17 protein-coding genes are annotated in these 16,208 nt (G+C 48.4%); 14 read left to right on the top strand and 3 right to left on the bottom strand.

Annotated elements, in window-relative coordinates:
* Window positions 1-2: 2 nt before the first annotated feature.
* Genes H8S18_RS06150 through H8S18_RS06130 form a run of 5 tightly spaced genes read left to right on the top strand, consistent with a single transcriptional unit; the run spans window position 3 to window position 4,564 of the window.
* On the top strand, window positions 3-431 hold the full coding sequence (locus H8S18_RS06150; RefSeq protein WP_186857442.1) for a 4Fe-4S dicluster domain-containing protein: 429 nt from the start codon (window positions 3-5) through the stop codon (window positions 429-431).
* 2 nt (window positions 432-433) lie between these two features.
* Complete coding sequence (locus H8S18_RS06145) at window positions 434-1,666, top strand: NAD(P)/FAD-dependent oxidoreductase (protein WP_186857441.1); 1,233 nt, start codon at window positions 434-436, stop codon at window positions 1,664-1,666.
* Window positions 1,663-2,376, top strand: a complete 714-nt coding sequence (locus H8S18_RS06140) for a GltB/FmdC/FwdC-like GXGXG domain-containing protein (RefSeq protein ID WP_186857440.1) — start codon at window positions 1,663-1,665, stop codon at window positions 2,374-2,376. Before H8S18_RS06145 ends, H8S18_RS06140 begins: the two co-directional genes overlap by 4 nt.
* Before the next feature lie 9 nt (window positions 2,377-2,385).
* Complete coding sequence (locus H8S18_RS06135; protein WP_186857439.1) at window positions 2,386-2,955, top strand: ANTAR domain-containing response regulator; 570 nt, start codon at window positions 2,386-2,388, stop codon at window positions 2,953-2,955.
* 10 nt (window positions 2,956-2,965) lie between these two features.
* Window positions 2,966-4,564 (top strand): CTP synthase, encoded by a 1,599-nt coding sequence (locus tag H8S18_RS06130; protein ID WP_186857438.1) that lies wholly within the window; start codon window positions 2,966-2,968, stop codon window positions 4,562-4,564.
* Between the two features lie 73 nt (window positions 4,565-4,637).
* Here the strand turns inward: H8S18_RS06130 and H8S18_RS06125 are convergent, their stop codons facing one another.
* Both H8S18_RS06125 and H8S18_RS06120 read right to left on the bottom strand, forming a co-directional pair.
* Entirely contained in the window at window positions 4,638-6,077 is a 1,440-nt protein-coding gene (locus tag H8S18_RS06125) for a 4Fe-4S dicluster domain-containing protein (RefSeq protein WP_186857437.1), read from the bottom strand.
* Window positions 6,078-6,309: 232 nt separating this feature from the next.
* Window positions 6,310-6,798: a DUF6530 family protein gene (locus H8S18_RS06120; protein WP_186857436.1), complete on the bottom strand. Its 489-nt coding sequence runs from the start codon at window positions 6,796-6,798 to the stop codon at window positions 6,310-6,312.
* A gap of 328 nt (window positions 6,799-7,126) precedes the next feature.
* Between H8S18_RS06120 and H8S18_RS06115 the strand changes: the two genes are divergently transcribed.
* From H8S18_RS06115 to H8S18_RS06085, 7 genes are all read left to right on the top strand, one after another.
* Complete coding sequence (locus H8S18_RS06115; protein ID WP_186857435.1) at window positions 7,127-7,780, top strand: ABC transporter permease; 654 nt, start codon at window positions 7,127-7,129, stop codon at window positions 7,778-7,780.
* Entirely contained in the window at window positions 7,777-8,676 is a 900-nt protein-coding gene (locus H8S18_RS06110) for a glycine betaine ABC transporter substrate-binding protein (RefSeq protein WP_186857434.1), read from the top strand. The genes H8S18_RS06115 and H8S18_RS06110 overlap by 4 nt, the downstream gene beginning before the upstream one ends.
* Window positions 8,673-9,407 carry an ATP-binding cassette domain-containing protein gene (locus tag H8S18_RS06105; RefSeq protein ID WP_186857433.1) on the top strand — a complete coding sequence of 245 codons (735 nt, stop codon included), beginning with the start codon at window positions 8,673-8,675 and terminating at the stop codon, window positions 9,405-9,407. Before H8S18_RS06110 ends, H8S18_RS06105 begins: the two co-directional genes overlap by 4 nt.
* 74 nt (window positions 9,408-9,481) lie before the next feature.
* On the top strand, window positions 9,482-9,889 hold the full coding sequence (locus H8S18_RS06100) for a VOC family protein (protein ID WP_186857432.1): 408 nt from the start codon (window positions 9,482-9,484) through the stop codon (window positions 9,887-9,889).
* Between the two features lie 252 nt (window positions 9,890-10,141).
* Window positions 10,142-10,438, top strand: a complete 297-nt coding sequence (locus H8S18_RS06095) for a winged helix-turn-helix domain-containing protein (RefSeq protein ID WP_066520596.1) — start codon at window positions 10,142-10,144, stop codon at window positions 10,436-10,438.
* A 463-nt stretch (window positions 10,439-10,901) separates the two neighbouring features.
* The gene (locus H8S18_RS06090) at window positions 10,902-11,234 is read left to right on the top strand and encodes a hypothetical protein (protein ID WP_186857431.1); all 333 of its coding nucleotides are present in this window, start codon (window positions 10,902-10,904) and stop codon (window positions 11,232-11,234) included.
* A gap of 71 nt (window positions 11,235-11,305) precedes the next feature.
* Window positions 11,306-11,737, top strand: coding sequence for an RrF2 family transcriptional regulator (locus H8S18_RS06085; RefSeq protein ID WP_186857430.1), 432 nt, complete (start codon window positions 11,306-11,308; stop codon window positions 11,735-11,737).
* Window positions 11,738-11,785: 48 nt separating this feature from the next.
* Here H8S18_RS06085 and H8S18_RS06080 read toward each other — a convergent pair whose 3' ends face one another.
* Window positions 11,786-12,841: a DUF4349 domain-containing protein gene (locus H8S18_RS06080; protein WP_186857429.1), complete on the bottom strand. Its 1,056-nt coding sequence runs from the start codon at window positions 12,839-12,841 to the stop codon at window positions 11,786-11,788.
* A 306-nt stretch (window positions 12,842-13,147) separates the two neighbouring features.
* Here H8S18_RS06080 and H8S18_RS06075 point away from each other — a divergent pair, with 306 nt between their 5' ends.
* Both H8S18_RS06075 and H8S18_RS06070 read left to right on the top strand, forming a co-directional pair.
* Window positions 13,148-13,840, top strand: a complete 693-nt coding sequence (locus H8S18_RS06075) for a response regulator transcription factor (RefSeq protein WP_186857428.1) — start codon at window positions 13,148-13,150, stop codon at window positions 13,838-13,840.
* Window positions 13,809-16,172 (top strand): sensor histidine kinase, encoded by a 2,364-nt coding sequence (locus tag H8S18_RS06070; RefSeq protein ID WP_186857427.1) that lies wholly within the window; start codon window positions 13,809-13,811, stop codon window positions 16,170-16,172. Before H8S18_RS06075 ends, H8S18_RS06070 begins: the two co-directional genes overlap by 32 nt.
* The last annotated feature ends 36 nt before the right edge of the window (window positions 16,173-16,208 follow it).

The following is a 16,208-nucleotide window of genomic DNA, read 5'->3' as shown; positions in this document are numbered from 1 at the left end:
AGATGAAGCGAATCTATGTTAATGAAAAATGGTGCCTTGGATGCCACCTTTGCGAATACAACTGCGCGTTCGCAGGGTCGGAGGAAACAGACATGGTAAAAGCACTGAAGGATGTGCATATCAATCCACGCATCCGTATCGAAGAGGAAGGAAACATCCACTTCGCAGTTTCTTGCCGCCATTGCGAAGAACCGCTCTGTGTCCGCGGATGTATCATGGGGGCGCTTTCCGTGGAAGATGGCGTTATTATGATCGACCAGGATAAGTGCGTCGGCTGCTGTACCTGTATTCTGATGTGCCCGTACGGAGCGATCATGCCGTCTGATACGGGAGTGATGCAGAAATGCGAATTGTGCTTAAGGACCGCAGGCGGGACTCCGGCCTGCGTAGAAGGCTGCCCGAACCGGGCAATCGTGTTTGAGGAGAGATAAACATGAAATACGTACTCATTGGAAATTCCGCGGCAGCGGTCGGATGCATCGAGGGAATCAGGCAGCAAGACAAGAACGGTGAGATCGTAGTGGTCGCGGACGAGCCCTACCACACCTATTCACGACCGGCGATCTCATATTTGCTGTGTGGAAGGACGACGGAAGAACGGATGAAATACCGCCCCAGTGATTTTTACAAAAAGATGGACTGTACGGTTATGCTCGGCAAAAAGGCAACAAAGATAGAACCGCAAAAAAAATGGCTGTTCCTTGAAGATGGGACAATTATAGAATACGATAAGCTGCTGGTTGCGACAGGTTCGCGGCCGTTTATCCCGGAAATCGGGGGACTCGCGGAAGTGAGGAAGCGGCATACGTTTATGTCGCTTGACGATGCAAAGGCGCTCGATGCAGCGCTTAAGGCAGATAGCCGTGTGCTTATCATGGGAGCGGGACTCATCGGGCTGAAATGTGCGGAGGGGATTGCGCACAAGGCGGGGAGGATCGATGTTGTAGACTTGGCGCCAGGGATCCTGCCGAGTATTCTGGAAGCCGAAGCTGCCCGTGCCGTTCAGGAACACATAGAATCACAGGGAATCCATTTCCACCTGTCGGACGGCGTGCAAGAGTTCAGGGACAATACGGCTCTCCTGTCCAGCGGGAAGGAAATCGGTTTTGATATACTGGTTGTCGCCGTGGGAGTGCGGCCCAATGTGGAACTTGTACAAAAAGCAGGGGTTGAGGTGCGAAAGGGAATTGTAACGAATGAGCGGTGCGAAACATCGCTGCCGGACATCTATGCCGCTGGGGATTGCACGGAAAGCTATGATATCACAACAGGTGAATCAAGGCCGCTTGCGCTCCTCCCGAACGCATATATGCAGGGAGAGTGCGCAGGGATCAATATGGCAGGAGGAATCAAGGCATATAATAAGGCAATCCCTATGAATGCCATCGGTTTTTTCGGTCTGCATATGATTACCGCCGGAAGCTATAACGGGGAACGGTTTATTCGCAAAAGCGGCAGGGATTACAAGATGCTCGTCTCTGAAAATGGTGTTTTGAAGGGGTTTGTTATGATTGGCAATGTTGCGCGCGCAGGAATTTATACCGCGTTGATCAGGGATAAAACGCCACTTGAAACGATCGATTACGGACTGATCAGCGAAAAACCACAGTTGATGGCGTTTTCAAGAAAGGAAAGGGATAAAAAACTGGGAGGTGCGGCAGGATGAATATCAATGCGGCAGGCATGCATTTCAAGGATTTGAACGAGCAGATTAAGGCAGCGGGAAAAGAAGCCGTGATCGATCATTGCATGGGCCAGAGGTATATTGGCAGCGGGCTTGCAGGGAAGGAGATCGTAATCCACGGTACGCCGGGAAACGCGCTCGGCGCTTATCTTGACGGTAGCATCATCACCGTATACGGCAACGCACAAGACGCTACAGGCGACACGATGAACGACGGGGCGATTTATATTGCGGGCTCTTCGGGAGATGCGACGGGGTATGCGATGCGCGGCGGGAAAATATTTGTAAAAGGCGACGTCGGCTACCGTGCGGGAATACACATGAAAGAATATAAGGAGAAAAGCCCGGTGCTGGTAATCGGTGGAGCGGCGGGAAGCTTTCTCGGTGAATACCAAGCGGGCGGCACGATCATTGTGCTCGGCCTTGGCCGCAAACGGCCAGTGGGAAATTTCTGTGGAATGGGTATGCACGGCGGAAGGATATACCTGAGGTGCCAAGCGCCACCGGCTGACCTTCCCCGCCAAATCATCGTGAAAAAAGCAGAAAAAGAAGACAGGAAAGCGATCGAAGCGTATATCAGGGAATTTTGCGAAGTTTTCGAATGCAGTGAAAAAACAATATGGGACAGCGATTTTTACGTACTGCGTCCGGATTCCAAAAATCCTTACCATCAGCTTTATACGCAGAATTAGGGGGAGCTTATGAGCCGGATATTGCTTGCATCCGGATCTTTAAAGGGACGCGATTTTTTTGTGCACCTGATAAAAGAATATGGCGACCATGAGGTGCTCTTTGCCGGCAGCGGCAAGGATGCGCGGGGAGCGCTAAGCAGAGGGGATATTGATCTGCTGATCATCCACGCGCCGCTCGCAGATGAGTTTGGCGAGGAACTTGCCGAGCATGCCTCGCGCAACAGCTATTGCGGGATCATCATGGTGGCGAAGAGCGATGCGGACGCAAGAACCATCCTACGGGTGGAAAAGGCGGGTGGCCTTCTCGCGCTGACACCGCTCTCCAAATCATTATTCCGCCAGACATTCCGGCTTGCCTGTGCAACGCGCAACCGGATGCTTGGGATTCAAAACGAAAACAAAAAGCTTTCGCGCAGGCTGGAAGATATGGGCCTTATCGATCGGGCCAAATGCGTATTGATCCAAGTGCTTGGCATGACGGAGCCGCAGGCGCACCGGTATATTGAAAAACAGGCGATGGATATGCGCGTCCCCAGACGGCAGGTCGCCGAAGAATTGCTTAAGACATATGAGGTATAGGGAGGGAAAAATGACAAAATATATTTTTGTGACAGGCGGCGTTGTTTCGGGACTTGGAAAAGGGATCACAGCGGCGTCCCTCGGGCGGCTTTTGAAGGCGCGTGGCCTTAAAATCGCGGCCCAGAAGCTTGATCCGTATATCAACGTGGATCCGGGCACCATGAGCCCCTTCCAACATGGGGAAGTTTTCGTGACGGATGACGGCGCAGAGACAGACCTCGACCTTGGGCACTATGAGCGGTTTATCGACGAGGACCTTAACAAATTTTCCAATCTTACGACGGGTAAGGTCTATTGGAATGTGCTGACCAAGGAACGGAAGGGGGAATACCTTGGGGAAACGGTACAGGTGATTCCGCATGTAACAAACGAGATCAAGACATTTATTTATTCCGTAGGAAAAAAGACAAGTGCAGATGTAGTGATTACCGAAATCGGAGGGACAACGGGCGATATCGAAAGCCAGCCGTTTCTGGAGGCGATCCGCCAAGTGAGTTGCGAGGTAGGCAGGGAAAATTGCCTGTTTATCCATGTGACACTGGTACCGTACATCAAGAGTTCGGGTGAACATAAGTCGAAGCCTACGCAGCATTCGGTCAAGGAGCTGCAATCCTTTGGGATTATGCCCGATATTATTGTAATGCGCAGCGACGAAGCTGTAGGGGAAAGCATCAAGCAAAAAATTGCACTTTTTTGCAACGTTAAACCAGATTGCGTCATTGAAAACCGCACTCTTCCCATTCTTTACCAAGCGCCCCTGATGCTCGAACAGAACGGACTTGCAGATATCGTGTGCCGGGAGTTGCATATCGATTGCGGAAAGCCTGATCTCGGGGAGTGGAAGCAGATGATCGCCCGCATCAAGAAGGCTAAAAAACCTGTGAAGATCGCCCTCGTCGGGAAATACGTACAACTTCACGATGCATATCTTTCCGTGGCGGAAGCACTTGCACATGCCGGATATGAGAACGGGGCCCATGTAGAGATTATATGGCTGGATTCGGAAGCGGTCGGCGAGAATAACGTGGCAGAAAAACTTGGCGGTGCGGACGGCGTATTGATCCCCGGCGGGTTTGGCAGCCGGGGAATCGGGGGGAAGGTCGCGGCGGTAAAATATGCACGCGAGAACAATGTGCCGTTTCTCGGGATCTGTTTGGGGATGCAGGTGGCGGTCATTGAATATGCACGCAATGTCCTCGGATATCAAACGGCGAACTCGCGCGAATTTGACGGCAATAACGTCTATTCCGTTATCGACCTGATGCCCGATCAGGTGGATCTGGAGAAAAAAGGAGGGACGATGCGGTTGGGTGCGTACCCATGCCGTGTTGCTCCGGATTCCATCATGCAGCGTGCCTACGGCGCGGAAGAGATCGCCGAACGGCATAGGCACCGGTATGAATTCAACAATGATTTCAGGCGGCAAATGCAGGAGGCGGGAATGCGGCTGACGGGGCTGTCTCCGGATGGAAGGCTTGTGGAAGCGGTGGAACTTCCGGAAAAGGACTTTTTTATCGGCGTTCAGTTTCATCCGGAATTCAAGAGCCGTCCCAACAAGGCGCATCCACTGTTCCGCGAATTCGTCGCGGCTGCGCTTGCACGCCAATAAGAACGGCCCGGCCTGCAAAAAATTTATTGGAATATAAAAAAGACCGGATGCTCCGGTCTTTTCGTGAGATGTTTCATTCCTTGATCATTCCAAGGATGCCGATGGATTCTTTGATTGTCGTTTCCTTGGCTTCGTTTCCGTAAGCGTCTACCTGCTTTTTATCTTTCGGGCCGTGCGTGATGCACGCTGCGCCGCCAATGCAGCCGTCCTGGCAGGCCATTCCTTCAATGAAATTTTCCTGCAATATGCCCCGGGAAGCTTTCAGAAGGGCGACCTTGCATTCCTCGATGCCATTGCATACGGCAGGATTACAGGTGAAGTCATCATATCCATGCTCTTTCAGCGCTTGCGTAACCGCTGCGGAAACGCCGCCGCTTCGGGCAAAAATGCGGCCATAATAGGATGCGTTATCAAGCGGCTCCTCCGGCATTTCATTGAGGTCGATCCCACGGCTGTCCAAAAGCGCGAGCAATTCCTCAAAGGTGATAACACAATCAATGATTCCTTCCACTTCGGGGAGCTTATATTCCATTTTTTTTGCAATACATGGCCCGATGAAGATAATTTTCGCATGGGGATCCATCTTTTTCAGATAAGTGGAAATTTCCTCCATGGGCGAGACGTTATGCGAAATATGCTGTACAAGGTCAGGATATGCAGTTTTAATATAACGTACGAAAGCAGGGCAGCAGGAGCTGGTGAGAAATTTTTTCTCGTATAGTTCTTCCGCTTCTTTATAGGCGGTCATATCGGCGCCAAGGGCGGCTTCCACTACATTGAAAAATCCAAGCTGTTTGATGCCGGCGACCATCTGTTCCACCTTGATTCCACTAAACTGGCTGGAAATGGCGGGAGCGACCACCGCATATACTTTATAGTTCGTATTATTTTCCGACTCTTTCAAGATATTGATCGCTTCCAGAATAAAGGAGCGGTCGGAAATGGCGCCGAACGGACACTGGTAAACACAGGCGCCGCATGAAATACATTTTTCGTCGTGGATATCTGCCTTCTTATCTTCCGTCATAGTGATAGCGCCTACTTTACATGCATTCTCACACGGACGAACCATCTTAGTAATGGCGTTATAGGGACAAGCGGAAACACAGCGTCCGCATTCGACGCATTTATCGGGATTGATATGCGCCTTAAGATCAATGATTTCAATTGCGTCTTTGGGGCATACGTTTTTGCAACGGTGTGCAATACACCCACGGCAGGCTTCCGATACGCGAATTCCATCGACCGGACATTCGTCGCACGCGATATTCAGCACCTCGACAACATTCGGATTCTCCGGATCGCCCCCCATGGCAAGCTTAACACGCTCGTTGATGATGGCACGTTCCTTGTAGATACAGCACCGCATCGTCGGCTTTGGACCGGGCATGATTTTTTCGGCGATCCCAAGCAGGCCGCTGTCAAGGTTTCCCTCCCAGGCGAGAGTTGCAACTTCCTTTAAAACCTTGTATTTGATTTCCTGAACGCTTGTATCAAAAACTCTATAATCCAAGTGATCTTCTCCTCATTATTCATTGTTTCCCCTCTTACTATAATGGTTTCAAAACCCGCTGTCAATGCGTGCCGGAGGAAGTTAATACAGGATTTTCAAAGACCATGGAAAAATGATTTTCACGACTGAAATAAAACCATATGAACCATAGGATGCGGCCATATGACCCGCGGCAAAAAGCCGCATATTACTATGTTATGCGGCTTTTGCCATTATGCAGGATACCATGAAATTAATATCCCATATTTTTTAAGAGGCGGGCAAGAACGGCAAGACGTTCACCAAGATTTTCTCCATCGCTGTTCAGCGCATCGGCAAACAATGTAAGATCGCCGGAGATTTCCGGATTATCGGTGCATACTTCAATATTCATAGCATCCCCGTTCAAACCGATACGGTCAATGACAGGATGGTTTGGATCATATTTTTCCGGATACCGATAGGATTTTTCCTTTACAAATTCATATGCGCTGCATATCAGGATTGCCATATCCAGGATCCGATGAAGCGGGATTTCCTCCGACTGCCGGGACCATTTATGGTTGGTATATCTCCATACTTTGGCGGAAATATCAATTTTTCCGCGATCCATCCATTGAGCCAGCCCGAGAGACAGGCCCTCGGCATTAGAATTCGGATCGTCTATATACTTGCCGTCAACATTTTTGTAGTTCTCGACGACAATAACGGGTTTGTGTTTCAAACTGGTAGGTATTTTCATCAATATACTCCATTCACTGTATTTACTAATTTAGTAAATTACTAATTCAGTAAATAAAGCATAACATGGACAGTGGTACTTGTCAATTACCTAAGGTTGGAATTTGTTCCCGCCCATTAGCGGGTCCCCTGTTTTTCAGAAAACGGAAAGGTGCGGTAGATACCTAAGATAGCATTTTTATCTGAAAATTTCCTGATGGAGTAAATCAATGCCGGTTAAAAGGAAAACGTATTTTTTAATCTTTCAATACATATATCAAAATAAAATGGTACAATAGGGGAAATTATGTTTATTAAAAATATAATACACTGAACGGGGAGAAGAATTGATGATCGCAGAGGTCTTTCATTTATATGTAACGCGATGGGATTTTTTTGCCCAGCTTATCCTGCAACACCTCCAGCTTTCTTTTATTGCGATTGGCCTTGCGGCGCTGATCGGCATTTTTTTTGGCATTGTAATCTCAGAACATGCGAAGCTCGCGTTTCCAGTGCTTGGAGTGACGAATCTTATTTATACGATTCCGTCGATTGCGATGCTGGGTTTTCTCGTTCCAGCGACGGGAATTGGGGATATGACGGCGGTAATTGCCCTTACGGTATACGGTCTTTTGCCTATGGTGCGCAATACGCATACCGGGATCAAGGGAATTTCACCGGTTATTATAGAAGCGGGTAAAGGAATGGGTTCCACAAAATCCCAATTATTGTTCAAAATCAAGTTGCCATTGGCAATGCCCGTTATCCTTGCGGGGGCGCGCAATATGATCGTTATGACGATTGCCTTGTGCGGTATTGCGTCTTTCGTGGGAGCGGGAGGGCTTGGCGTAGCAATTTACCGCGGCATTACAACAAATAATATGGCAATGACGGTGGCAGGCAGTTTGTTGATTGCGGGGCTCGCGCTCATTGCAGATCTTGTGGCCGGAATTTTTGAAAAAAAGCTGTATCGGAAAATCAATGGGAAAGGAATGGCAAAATGAAAAAAAGGAAATGGACGGCGCTTCTTCTTGCGGCGCTTCTGTGCGGAGCATTCTTAATCGGAGGATGTGCAGGGAAAAGCGGCGATACCATAAAGATCGCAACCAAACCAATGACAGAGCAGTTTATCTTGAGTGAAATGCTTGCGGCTTTGATTGAGCAGGATACGGATCTTGAAGTTGAAATCACGAAAGGGATCGCCGGCGGCACGGGAAATATTCATCCCGCCATGGTAAAAGGAGATTTCGACCTGTATCCGGAATATACGGGAACAGCTTGGACGGATGTGCTCAAAAATACGGAAGAAGTAACGCCGGATGAAATGTACCAAAAACTACAGGAACAGTACAAGGACCAATTCAATATGGAATGGGTGGGACTGTATGGTTTTAATAATACATATACCCTGGCAGTGAAAGAAGAATTTGCGGAACAGAATAAGATAGAAACATTTTCCGATCTTGCATCTTTTACACCAGATATGAAATTCGGGGCGGAATATGATTTTTATGAGCGTGAGGATGGCTATGATCCGCTTTGCGAAACCTATGGCTATCAGTTTGGGTCTACCTCTGACCTTGATATTGGGTTGAAATACCAAGCGATCGGGGCGGACGAAGTGGATGTGATCAATGCTTTTACAACCGATGGATCGCTTGGCGCATATGAATTGAAAACGTTGGAAGATGATAAAAATTTCTTTCCGTCCTATTACTGCGGTACGATTGTGAGGGAAGAGGCGCTTGAGGCCCATCCAGAGCTGCGGGACGTGCTGATGAAAATGGACGGTATCCTGACTGACGAGGAAATGGCACAGCTCAATTACCGTGTGGAAAATGATAAGGAAGATGAAAAAACAGTGGCCATCGATTTTCTGACGCAAAAGGGATTGTTATGAACCAGGAAACCATCATTGTTTTTGACAAAGTACAAAAAATCTATGGGGATAAGTATGCCTTGAAGAATTTCAATTTTGAAGTTCGGAAAGGGGCCTTTCTGACCGTAGTCGGCGGATCGGGCGGCGGGAAAACCACGATGCTCAAAATGATCAATGGGCTTTTGATGCCGGACGGCGGCCGGGTGATGGTGAATGGCAAGGATACGGCCCATACGGACCTGATCGCGCTTCGGCGGGGAATCGGGTATGTGATTCAGGGCGGGGCTTTGTTTCCGCACCTCAATGTACGGGAAAATATCGAATATGTACCACGGCTTGAAAAAAACAGGCTGACTGAAGAGAGAATCCAGGAACTGATGGACATGGCCGCGCTTCCAATGGATATGCTGTCGCGAAATGTCAGTGAGCTTTCCGGCGGACAGCAGCAGCGTGTTGGCATTGCACGCGCCCTTGCCGCAAAGCCGGAAATTATTTTGATGGATGAACCGTTCGGCGCCCTTGACGGCATCACGCGAAAACAGCTTCAGGATGAAATTCTTGGCATTCACAGGCGGACGGGTGTAACGATTGTATTCGTGACGCATGACCTGCGCGAGGCGGTACGCCTGGGGACTTGGATCCTGATTATGAATGAAGGGAAAATCGTCCAGCAGGGAACCCCGCAGGATGTAAGGGATAATCCAAACGGCGACTATGCGCAGCGGCTTTTGGAGCAGCTTGACTGCGGCTGATTTTTTTCTTGCATACCATATGAAAAAGAGCTATTCTTAGAATAGAAATTTTTATTCAGGGGGAGGAGTTTGGTATGGCAAAAATGGAAGGACTCGCACACATCGGCGTTTTTATTTCAGATCTTGAGCGCAGCAAAAAGTTCTATGAGGACGTTCTTGATTTTGAGACGATTTATGAATGCGGCATCGAGGAAAAGGACGGCACAACTACAAATGTCGCATTTGTGAAAAATGGAAATCTGGTTTTGGAATTGGTACGTACGGCGAATCCGCAAAAGCGGCAGGATGGCTGGGTGGATCATATCGCTCTTGCAGTAGAGGATATTGAAAGCATCCAGAAAATGCTTGAAAACCGAGGGATTGAATTTGAGACGGATGCCCCGGTTCTTGGAGCGAATGTGTTCCCGAACGGTGCAAAGTGGCTGACATTCCGTGGGCCGGATGGCGAACACCTTGAGGTCAATGAAGTATTTCCTTACTGATTGACGCAAATCAAAACCGCAGGTCTTTGGGCCTGCGGTTTTTTACGATAAAGCCTGTTTTTATTGTAAGCAATCTGTTAATTAAAAGTTTACAAATAAACTTCATGAAATATGATTAGAGCAGGAAGAATAGGATTATTAATAAGATGTAACGTGGGTGGTATGGTATGCGTAGACAGCCACGCGTACATGCAAAGCGTGTATGGGCGGCTGGGTGCCAGCAAGTAAGATTAAGAAAGGATGGAACATTTTATGCGTATCATGGTTGACAACCTGGCGGTGGATATCGATAATCGGACGGTTCGGCGTGGAGATGAGGATATCAGGCTAACCGCAAAAGAGTACGAGGTTTTGAAGTATCTCGCACTGCATAAAGACAAAATTGTGTCCCGCGCGGAACTTTTGGAACATGTTTGGGACTGCGATTATGATTGCTTTTCCAATGTAGTAGATGTATATATCAGATTTTTGAGGGCAAAGATTGATGATGGACATCAGAAAAAGCTGATTAAAACGTTCCGCAAACAAGGATATTCGCTCACCGCCTAAGAAGGGGAAACGGCGTACCGAAACGGTATGCCGTTTTTTATTGCCTTAAAGGCCATCGGCTGGATAAAATCATTGACGCTTAAAATTGCAGATCGGAGAAGCGGATATGAAATGAAATTGGATAACTGTTGCAGCAGGAACGGCAGCGATAAAGGAGCCGGCCGCGCCAAAAATTACTCCTGCGTTTGGAACATTTACAACAATGGATTCGAACAGAAATGAAGCGGTACAGCAGATCTTTTCTGAGCATAAGCCTACGATGGTAAATATTTGGGCAACTTTTGCGGCACCTGCCTGCGGGAAATGTCTGAATTGGGAGAATTAAATCAGGAATACCAGGGTAAGGGATTGCAGCTTTGGGGATACCCACCGGCGTTGCAGGTCAGAAAGGAACGATTTATCCGGAATAGGCGGGTTTGGTCAATAAGATCACAAAAGCGACAGGCGTGGAGTGCCATATCTTTTGTCTTCGAAAGAATTGATCGATGCAAAGCTGGGAAGCGTGACAACGGTTCCGGAAACCGTGTTCGTAGATGCAAATGGGAACAGGGCGGGGAGCCTTATCGCGGGGACATGCAGGTATTGGAGCAGAGGACCGCTTTTAAAGGCGGTGATCGGCAGGGAGGCGAACCGTATACTCTGCGAGCCGCCTTTGTGCGTAAAATTGCATGAGACCATCAATTTTGTCAAGGCAGCAATGGATCCCGAATCGGATGCAAGCACGCTTAGGTGGCGGTCCCTCACACAACCGACGATGAGCGAGGCGCTGAACGGTCTGCTCACACCTGAGGAATAAGAAAAACTTGCATTTTTGGCCCCCATCATTTATGATGGCAATGTCAGGAAAATTACGGAAGGATGACGGTCATGACGGGTGAATTTACCATAGCGGTCCACGCTTTGGTTTATCTCAATCATAAAAAGAAAATGATCAGCAGCGACGAACTTGCGAAAAATGTATGCACACACCCGGCGCGTATCCGTAAAGTGATGGCGAAGCTTAAGAAGGCTGAATTGCTCACAACCAAGGAGGGGGCCGAAGGAGGATATTTCTTCCTGCTTGATCCGCGAAAGGTTACGCTGCGCATGATAAGCGAGGCGATTGGGGAACCGATAGTCGCCGCGTCGTGGCGTTCGGGAAATGCCGATATGGAATGCTTAATTGCTTCCGGTATGGCTTCTGTAATGGATGGAATTTATGCCGACCTTGACGCCGTTTGCCGGCGGCAGATGGAGAAGACGACAATTGCCGATATTGACCGTGTAATTTTCGAGGAGAAAGAAAAAACGGGAACATAGTAGAGACAGAAAAAAACCTTCCGGACCCGGAAGGTTTTTTTGATGCCGTTATTTCGTAGGATTGTCCGTATTCTGGGGAGGCGCCTGCTGTGCCGGCGGAGTTGGAGGCGTCTGCGGCGGATACGGAGGATACATGGGCTGCTGCACAGGCCGCGGCTGCCGTATCTTTTCCGGATGCTTCGCGTAGTAGTTTTTGCGCAGCCACAGGATCAAACGGATCACCGCATAAATGATTGCCGCAAAGATTGCGATCAGGAGAATCACGGGCAGGGCCGCCGCCCAGAAAATAGCAAAGTTTTCCATGAATTCTCCTACGCCGGTCATAGACATGGAAAATGCGTCGGAAGCGCGGTCTCCAAGCGGTTGGCCGTCTGCTCCGATGGTTTCAGGCGTGATGAGCTCCGTTAAGGTGACATCCACCGCCGCATAGTCGACGAGCTGGTCCATCTGGCGTTTGCTGCCTTGGAGCTGGTCGAGCTCGTAAAGCACATCGGAAAGCTCCTGCTCAAAGGCGACAATATCCTCTGCTTTCGTGGCATTTGCAAGGTAGCCCATCAGGCGGTCTTTGCGCATATTGAGCATTTCGATGCGGGCATCCGTATCATAATATTGTGAAGTGAGGTCCTCTGTGGATTTATGTTTGCTAACTACTTCGCCAATTCCTGAAAGACTGTCCATAAAAGCATTCAGGTTATCGACGGGAACGCGCAGCGAAAGATAGGAGTTGCGGCCGTAATTTTTGCCTGTTTCTGAAGAATAGGATGAACTCTCTTCGTTTGCAATATAACCGCCGACCGCAGAAAGTTCTTCATTGATCTTTGCATAGTCCGCATCATATTGCTTGGTATTGATGTCAAAGGATGCGCTGTATGTGAGTTTGCGGTCCGTGTCGGGCAGATCGGGATTGGAAAGCCCGCCAAGCCCCTCGGCTTCTTCCGTCTCCGCTGACGCGCCTTCGTCTTTGGCGGCGCCGGCAACCTCGGCTGATTCATATTCCGTTTCAGGGGCGGTTGCAGCAGAGCTGCTGTTTGTTTCGGACGGAGTTGCAGAACAGGCGGTCAGAAACAAGACGGCGCAGATCATAACGGCGATGATTTTTTTCATAATGTTTTCCTCCAGTTATTTCATTCTCTTGTCATCTTGGTTTTTATCAATCAGGATATGTTCTTCTGAATTGGTTTCATTATACCGGAAAAAAAGGCGCTGTGCCCATAAATTCACACAGTGTTCACAAAGAAATAGTGTTGTTATATGAACTTAATGGGATGGTAATAAAGCCGGAAAAATTGTCATAAAGTCTTAAGAAAGTTTAAGGTTTGTTCTTAATATTTTTAGCCTATCTTAGAATTAGGGAAAAAAGAAAAGGCATGTTATAATGGAAACAACCATTATAACGGAGGTAGGGAACACATGAGGATACTGGTGTGTGACGACGATAAGGAAATTGTCGACGCGATTGAGATTTATCTGGTGAACGAGGGCTACGAGGTTTTGAAGGCGTATGACGGAGCGCAGGCTGTGAAATATGCGGAAGAGCAGGAAATTCACCTGATCATCATGGATATCATGATGCCTGGAATGGACGGTATTCGAGCTACGATGAAGCTAAGGGAAAGTGCAAATATCCCTGTTATCATGCTGAGCGCGAAGTCTGAAGATAACGATAAGATTCTGGGCCTCAATTCCGGCGCGGATGATTACCTGACAAAGCCGTTTAATCCGCTGGAGCTCGTTGCGCGGGTAAAATCACAATTGCGGCGTTACACATCGCTTGGAAGCATGGCCCAGGAAAAGGGGGTGCTTCAAACGGGCGGATTGGTACTGGACGATATGAAAAAGACAGTTACCGTAGATGGAGAGCCTGTGAAACTCACCCCCATGGAGTACAAAATATTGCGGTACCTGATGCAGAACATGGAACGGGTCCTTTCAACCACGCAAATTTATGAAAGCGTGTGGGACGAAAAGGCTGTAGGTGCGGAAAATACGATTGCAGTACATATCCGCAGGATCCGTGAAAAAATTGAGATTAATCCGAAGGAGCCGAAATATTTGAAGGTGGTGTGGGGAATTGGATACAAGATTGACAAGATCAAAGTATGATTTAAAATTTAAAATCATTGCCTGGATCGTCTGTATCGCTACCGGATGCCTGATTTCTTTTTCCGCGGTACGCCTTGAAAAATATGATCCCGCAAGTACGATGACGAGCGACAAGTATGTTGAAAGCGCAGAATATCTTTCCACAATGCAGAAATATACAAATTCCGTGGAATACGCGTTTTATGGCTATGACGACTCGGCAAAGCAGCACGAACTGCGGAATTATATCTCGGGGCTGAGAAGTTCTTATTCCGATGAAATCGGCGAAGTATTGAGTACGACAGATCTGGAGGGTGATTATGATGCGTATCTTGAAAAATTTCAGGAAGAGTTTGCAGCTTTGGTTGCAGGCAGCGAAACAGCGGCGGGAGAGCCGGAGGGAAAAGAAATGGCGGGCGAGGATCAAGGCCAGCCTGATTCTTTAAGTACGGAAATTGCGTCGGCGATGGAAAGTACAGAAGAAGCGGGGCTTCCGGCGCTTGACGAGTATACCCAGAAACAGATTGATTCGATCAATAGGAAATATGCCGCTCTCCTGGTGAATGCGGAAAACTATGTGGACGAAAAATATATTTCTATGGAGAAGCAGGCGCAAGATAATCTCGCTAATAACGAAAATTATTATTATGCAGTTGTCGCCGGGGGGCAGGTGATTCATACCAATGTTCCCAAGGATGCAGACGACCCGGTTGAATGGATTAAGCAGCTTGAGGGAAACACGGAATATTCGTGGGACGGAACAGAGGCAGGGCTTTATGATAGCATTGCAGCCGGTGCGGCATCTTACTCCTATTCTTCCATGGTGGAAGAAGAGCGGCAGACGGCAATTGGCGCATCTATTTTCACTGGCATGTCCGATGAATTTTATGAACAAAGCAGACAGGAATACGACCTTGCCTACAGGGGATACCTGACTACGATTATATTGATGATCATATGGATTGTCCTTTTTGCAGGAGCTTTTATCTGGCTCATGTATACGGCTGGACGTTCGCCGAAAAATAACGATGTAAAAGTTAGCTTCATGGACTCGGTATGGCTCGATCTTGGTGGGATTGCCTTAATTTTGATTGAACTTGCGATGCTGGCGCTTTTTTCAAACGAACGTATTGACCTGCCGGGAGCCAGCGGGGCGGTGCAGATGATTCGTATCTCCGTTTATACAGCAGTTGGAATAGCGTTCCTGTTGATGTGGAGTATGAGCGTTTCGCGCAGGGTAAAAAGGAAGGAGAATTATACGCTGGTCGGACGTGTGGCCGGAGGCCTTGGTAAAACATGGAAAAACAGCAGTACGAAAGCAAAAGGCGTAGGAGTTGTGGTTTGGTATCTGATTGGCGGGCTGCTGCTTTGTTTCCTTACCGTGCTTTTTGGATTCCTGATGGGAGGAACGGGCGTGTTTATCGGCCTCGTGTTTATTGCCATCTATCTTGCGGCGGCTTTGAAGTACATGCTGCAGAAAGCTGTAGCCATAGCCGATATCGCAAAAGGAGTACGGCATATCAAAGAAGGCGATCTTGAATACCGGATTGGCAAAGGCGGCGGACCAGAATTTGACGAAATTGCAACAGGCATTGAACATATTGCGGAAGGACTTGAAGCGGCGGTGACGCGGGAAGTAAAGTCCGAGCGCATGAAGACGGAACTGATCACGAATGTATCGCACGACATTAAAACCCCCCTGACTTCAATTCTTACTTATGTGGATCTGCTGAAGAAGGAAGGTCTTACCAGCGAAAATGCGCCGCGTTACCTGGAAGTACTGGATATGAAATCACGACGGCTGAAATACCTCACTGACGATTTGTTTGAAGCCGCAAAGGCAAGCAGCGGCGATATGACGGTCTCTGTTTCACGGATTGAGTTGGTTCAGTTTATGGAGCAGGCGCTGGGAGAAATGTCAGATAAAATTGAAGCATCCGGCCTTGCGTTCGTAACGGCAGAACAAAAGGAAAAGATGTTTGTATATGCAGACGGAAAGCTGCTATTCCGGGTGCTTGGAAATGTAATAGACAACGCTATTAAATATGCGGCGGACAATTCCCGGGTATATATCGACTTCTCACGCGGCGACGACCAGGCCTGCATTGTCGTGAAAAATGTGTCTCGCGAGCCGCTTAACATGACGGAAGAAGAGTTAATGGAACGATTTAAACGCGGAGACGAATCCCGTCATACGGAAGGCTCGGGCCTTGGACTTTCTATCGCGCGGAACTTCATGGAGCTTATGAAGGGAGAATTTAAAATCGAAATTGACGGGGATCTCTTTAAAGTGATGATTTGCTTCCCGGCAGAACCGGGAGAAATACCGGAATCCGGGGGAAATAAAGAATAAAGACAACGGGCCGGGAGAATCCCGGCCCGTTTCATT

This window comes from Christensenella tenuis, from assembly GCF_014287795.1.
Taxonomy (GTDB): domain Bacteria; phylum Bacillota; class Clostridia; order Christensenellales; family Christensenellaceae; genus Christensenella; species Christensenella tenuis.
Note: the sequence above shows the minus strand (reverse complement) of the source record. Positions and strands in the feature narration are given on the sequence as shown.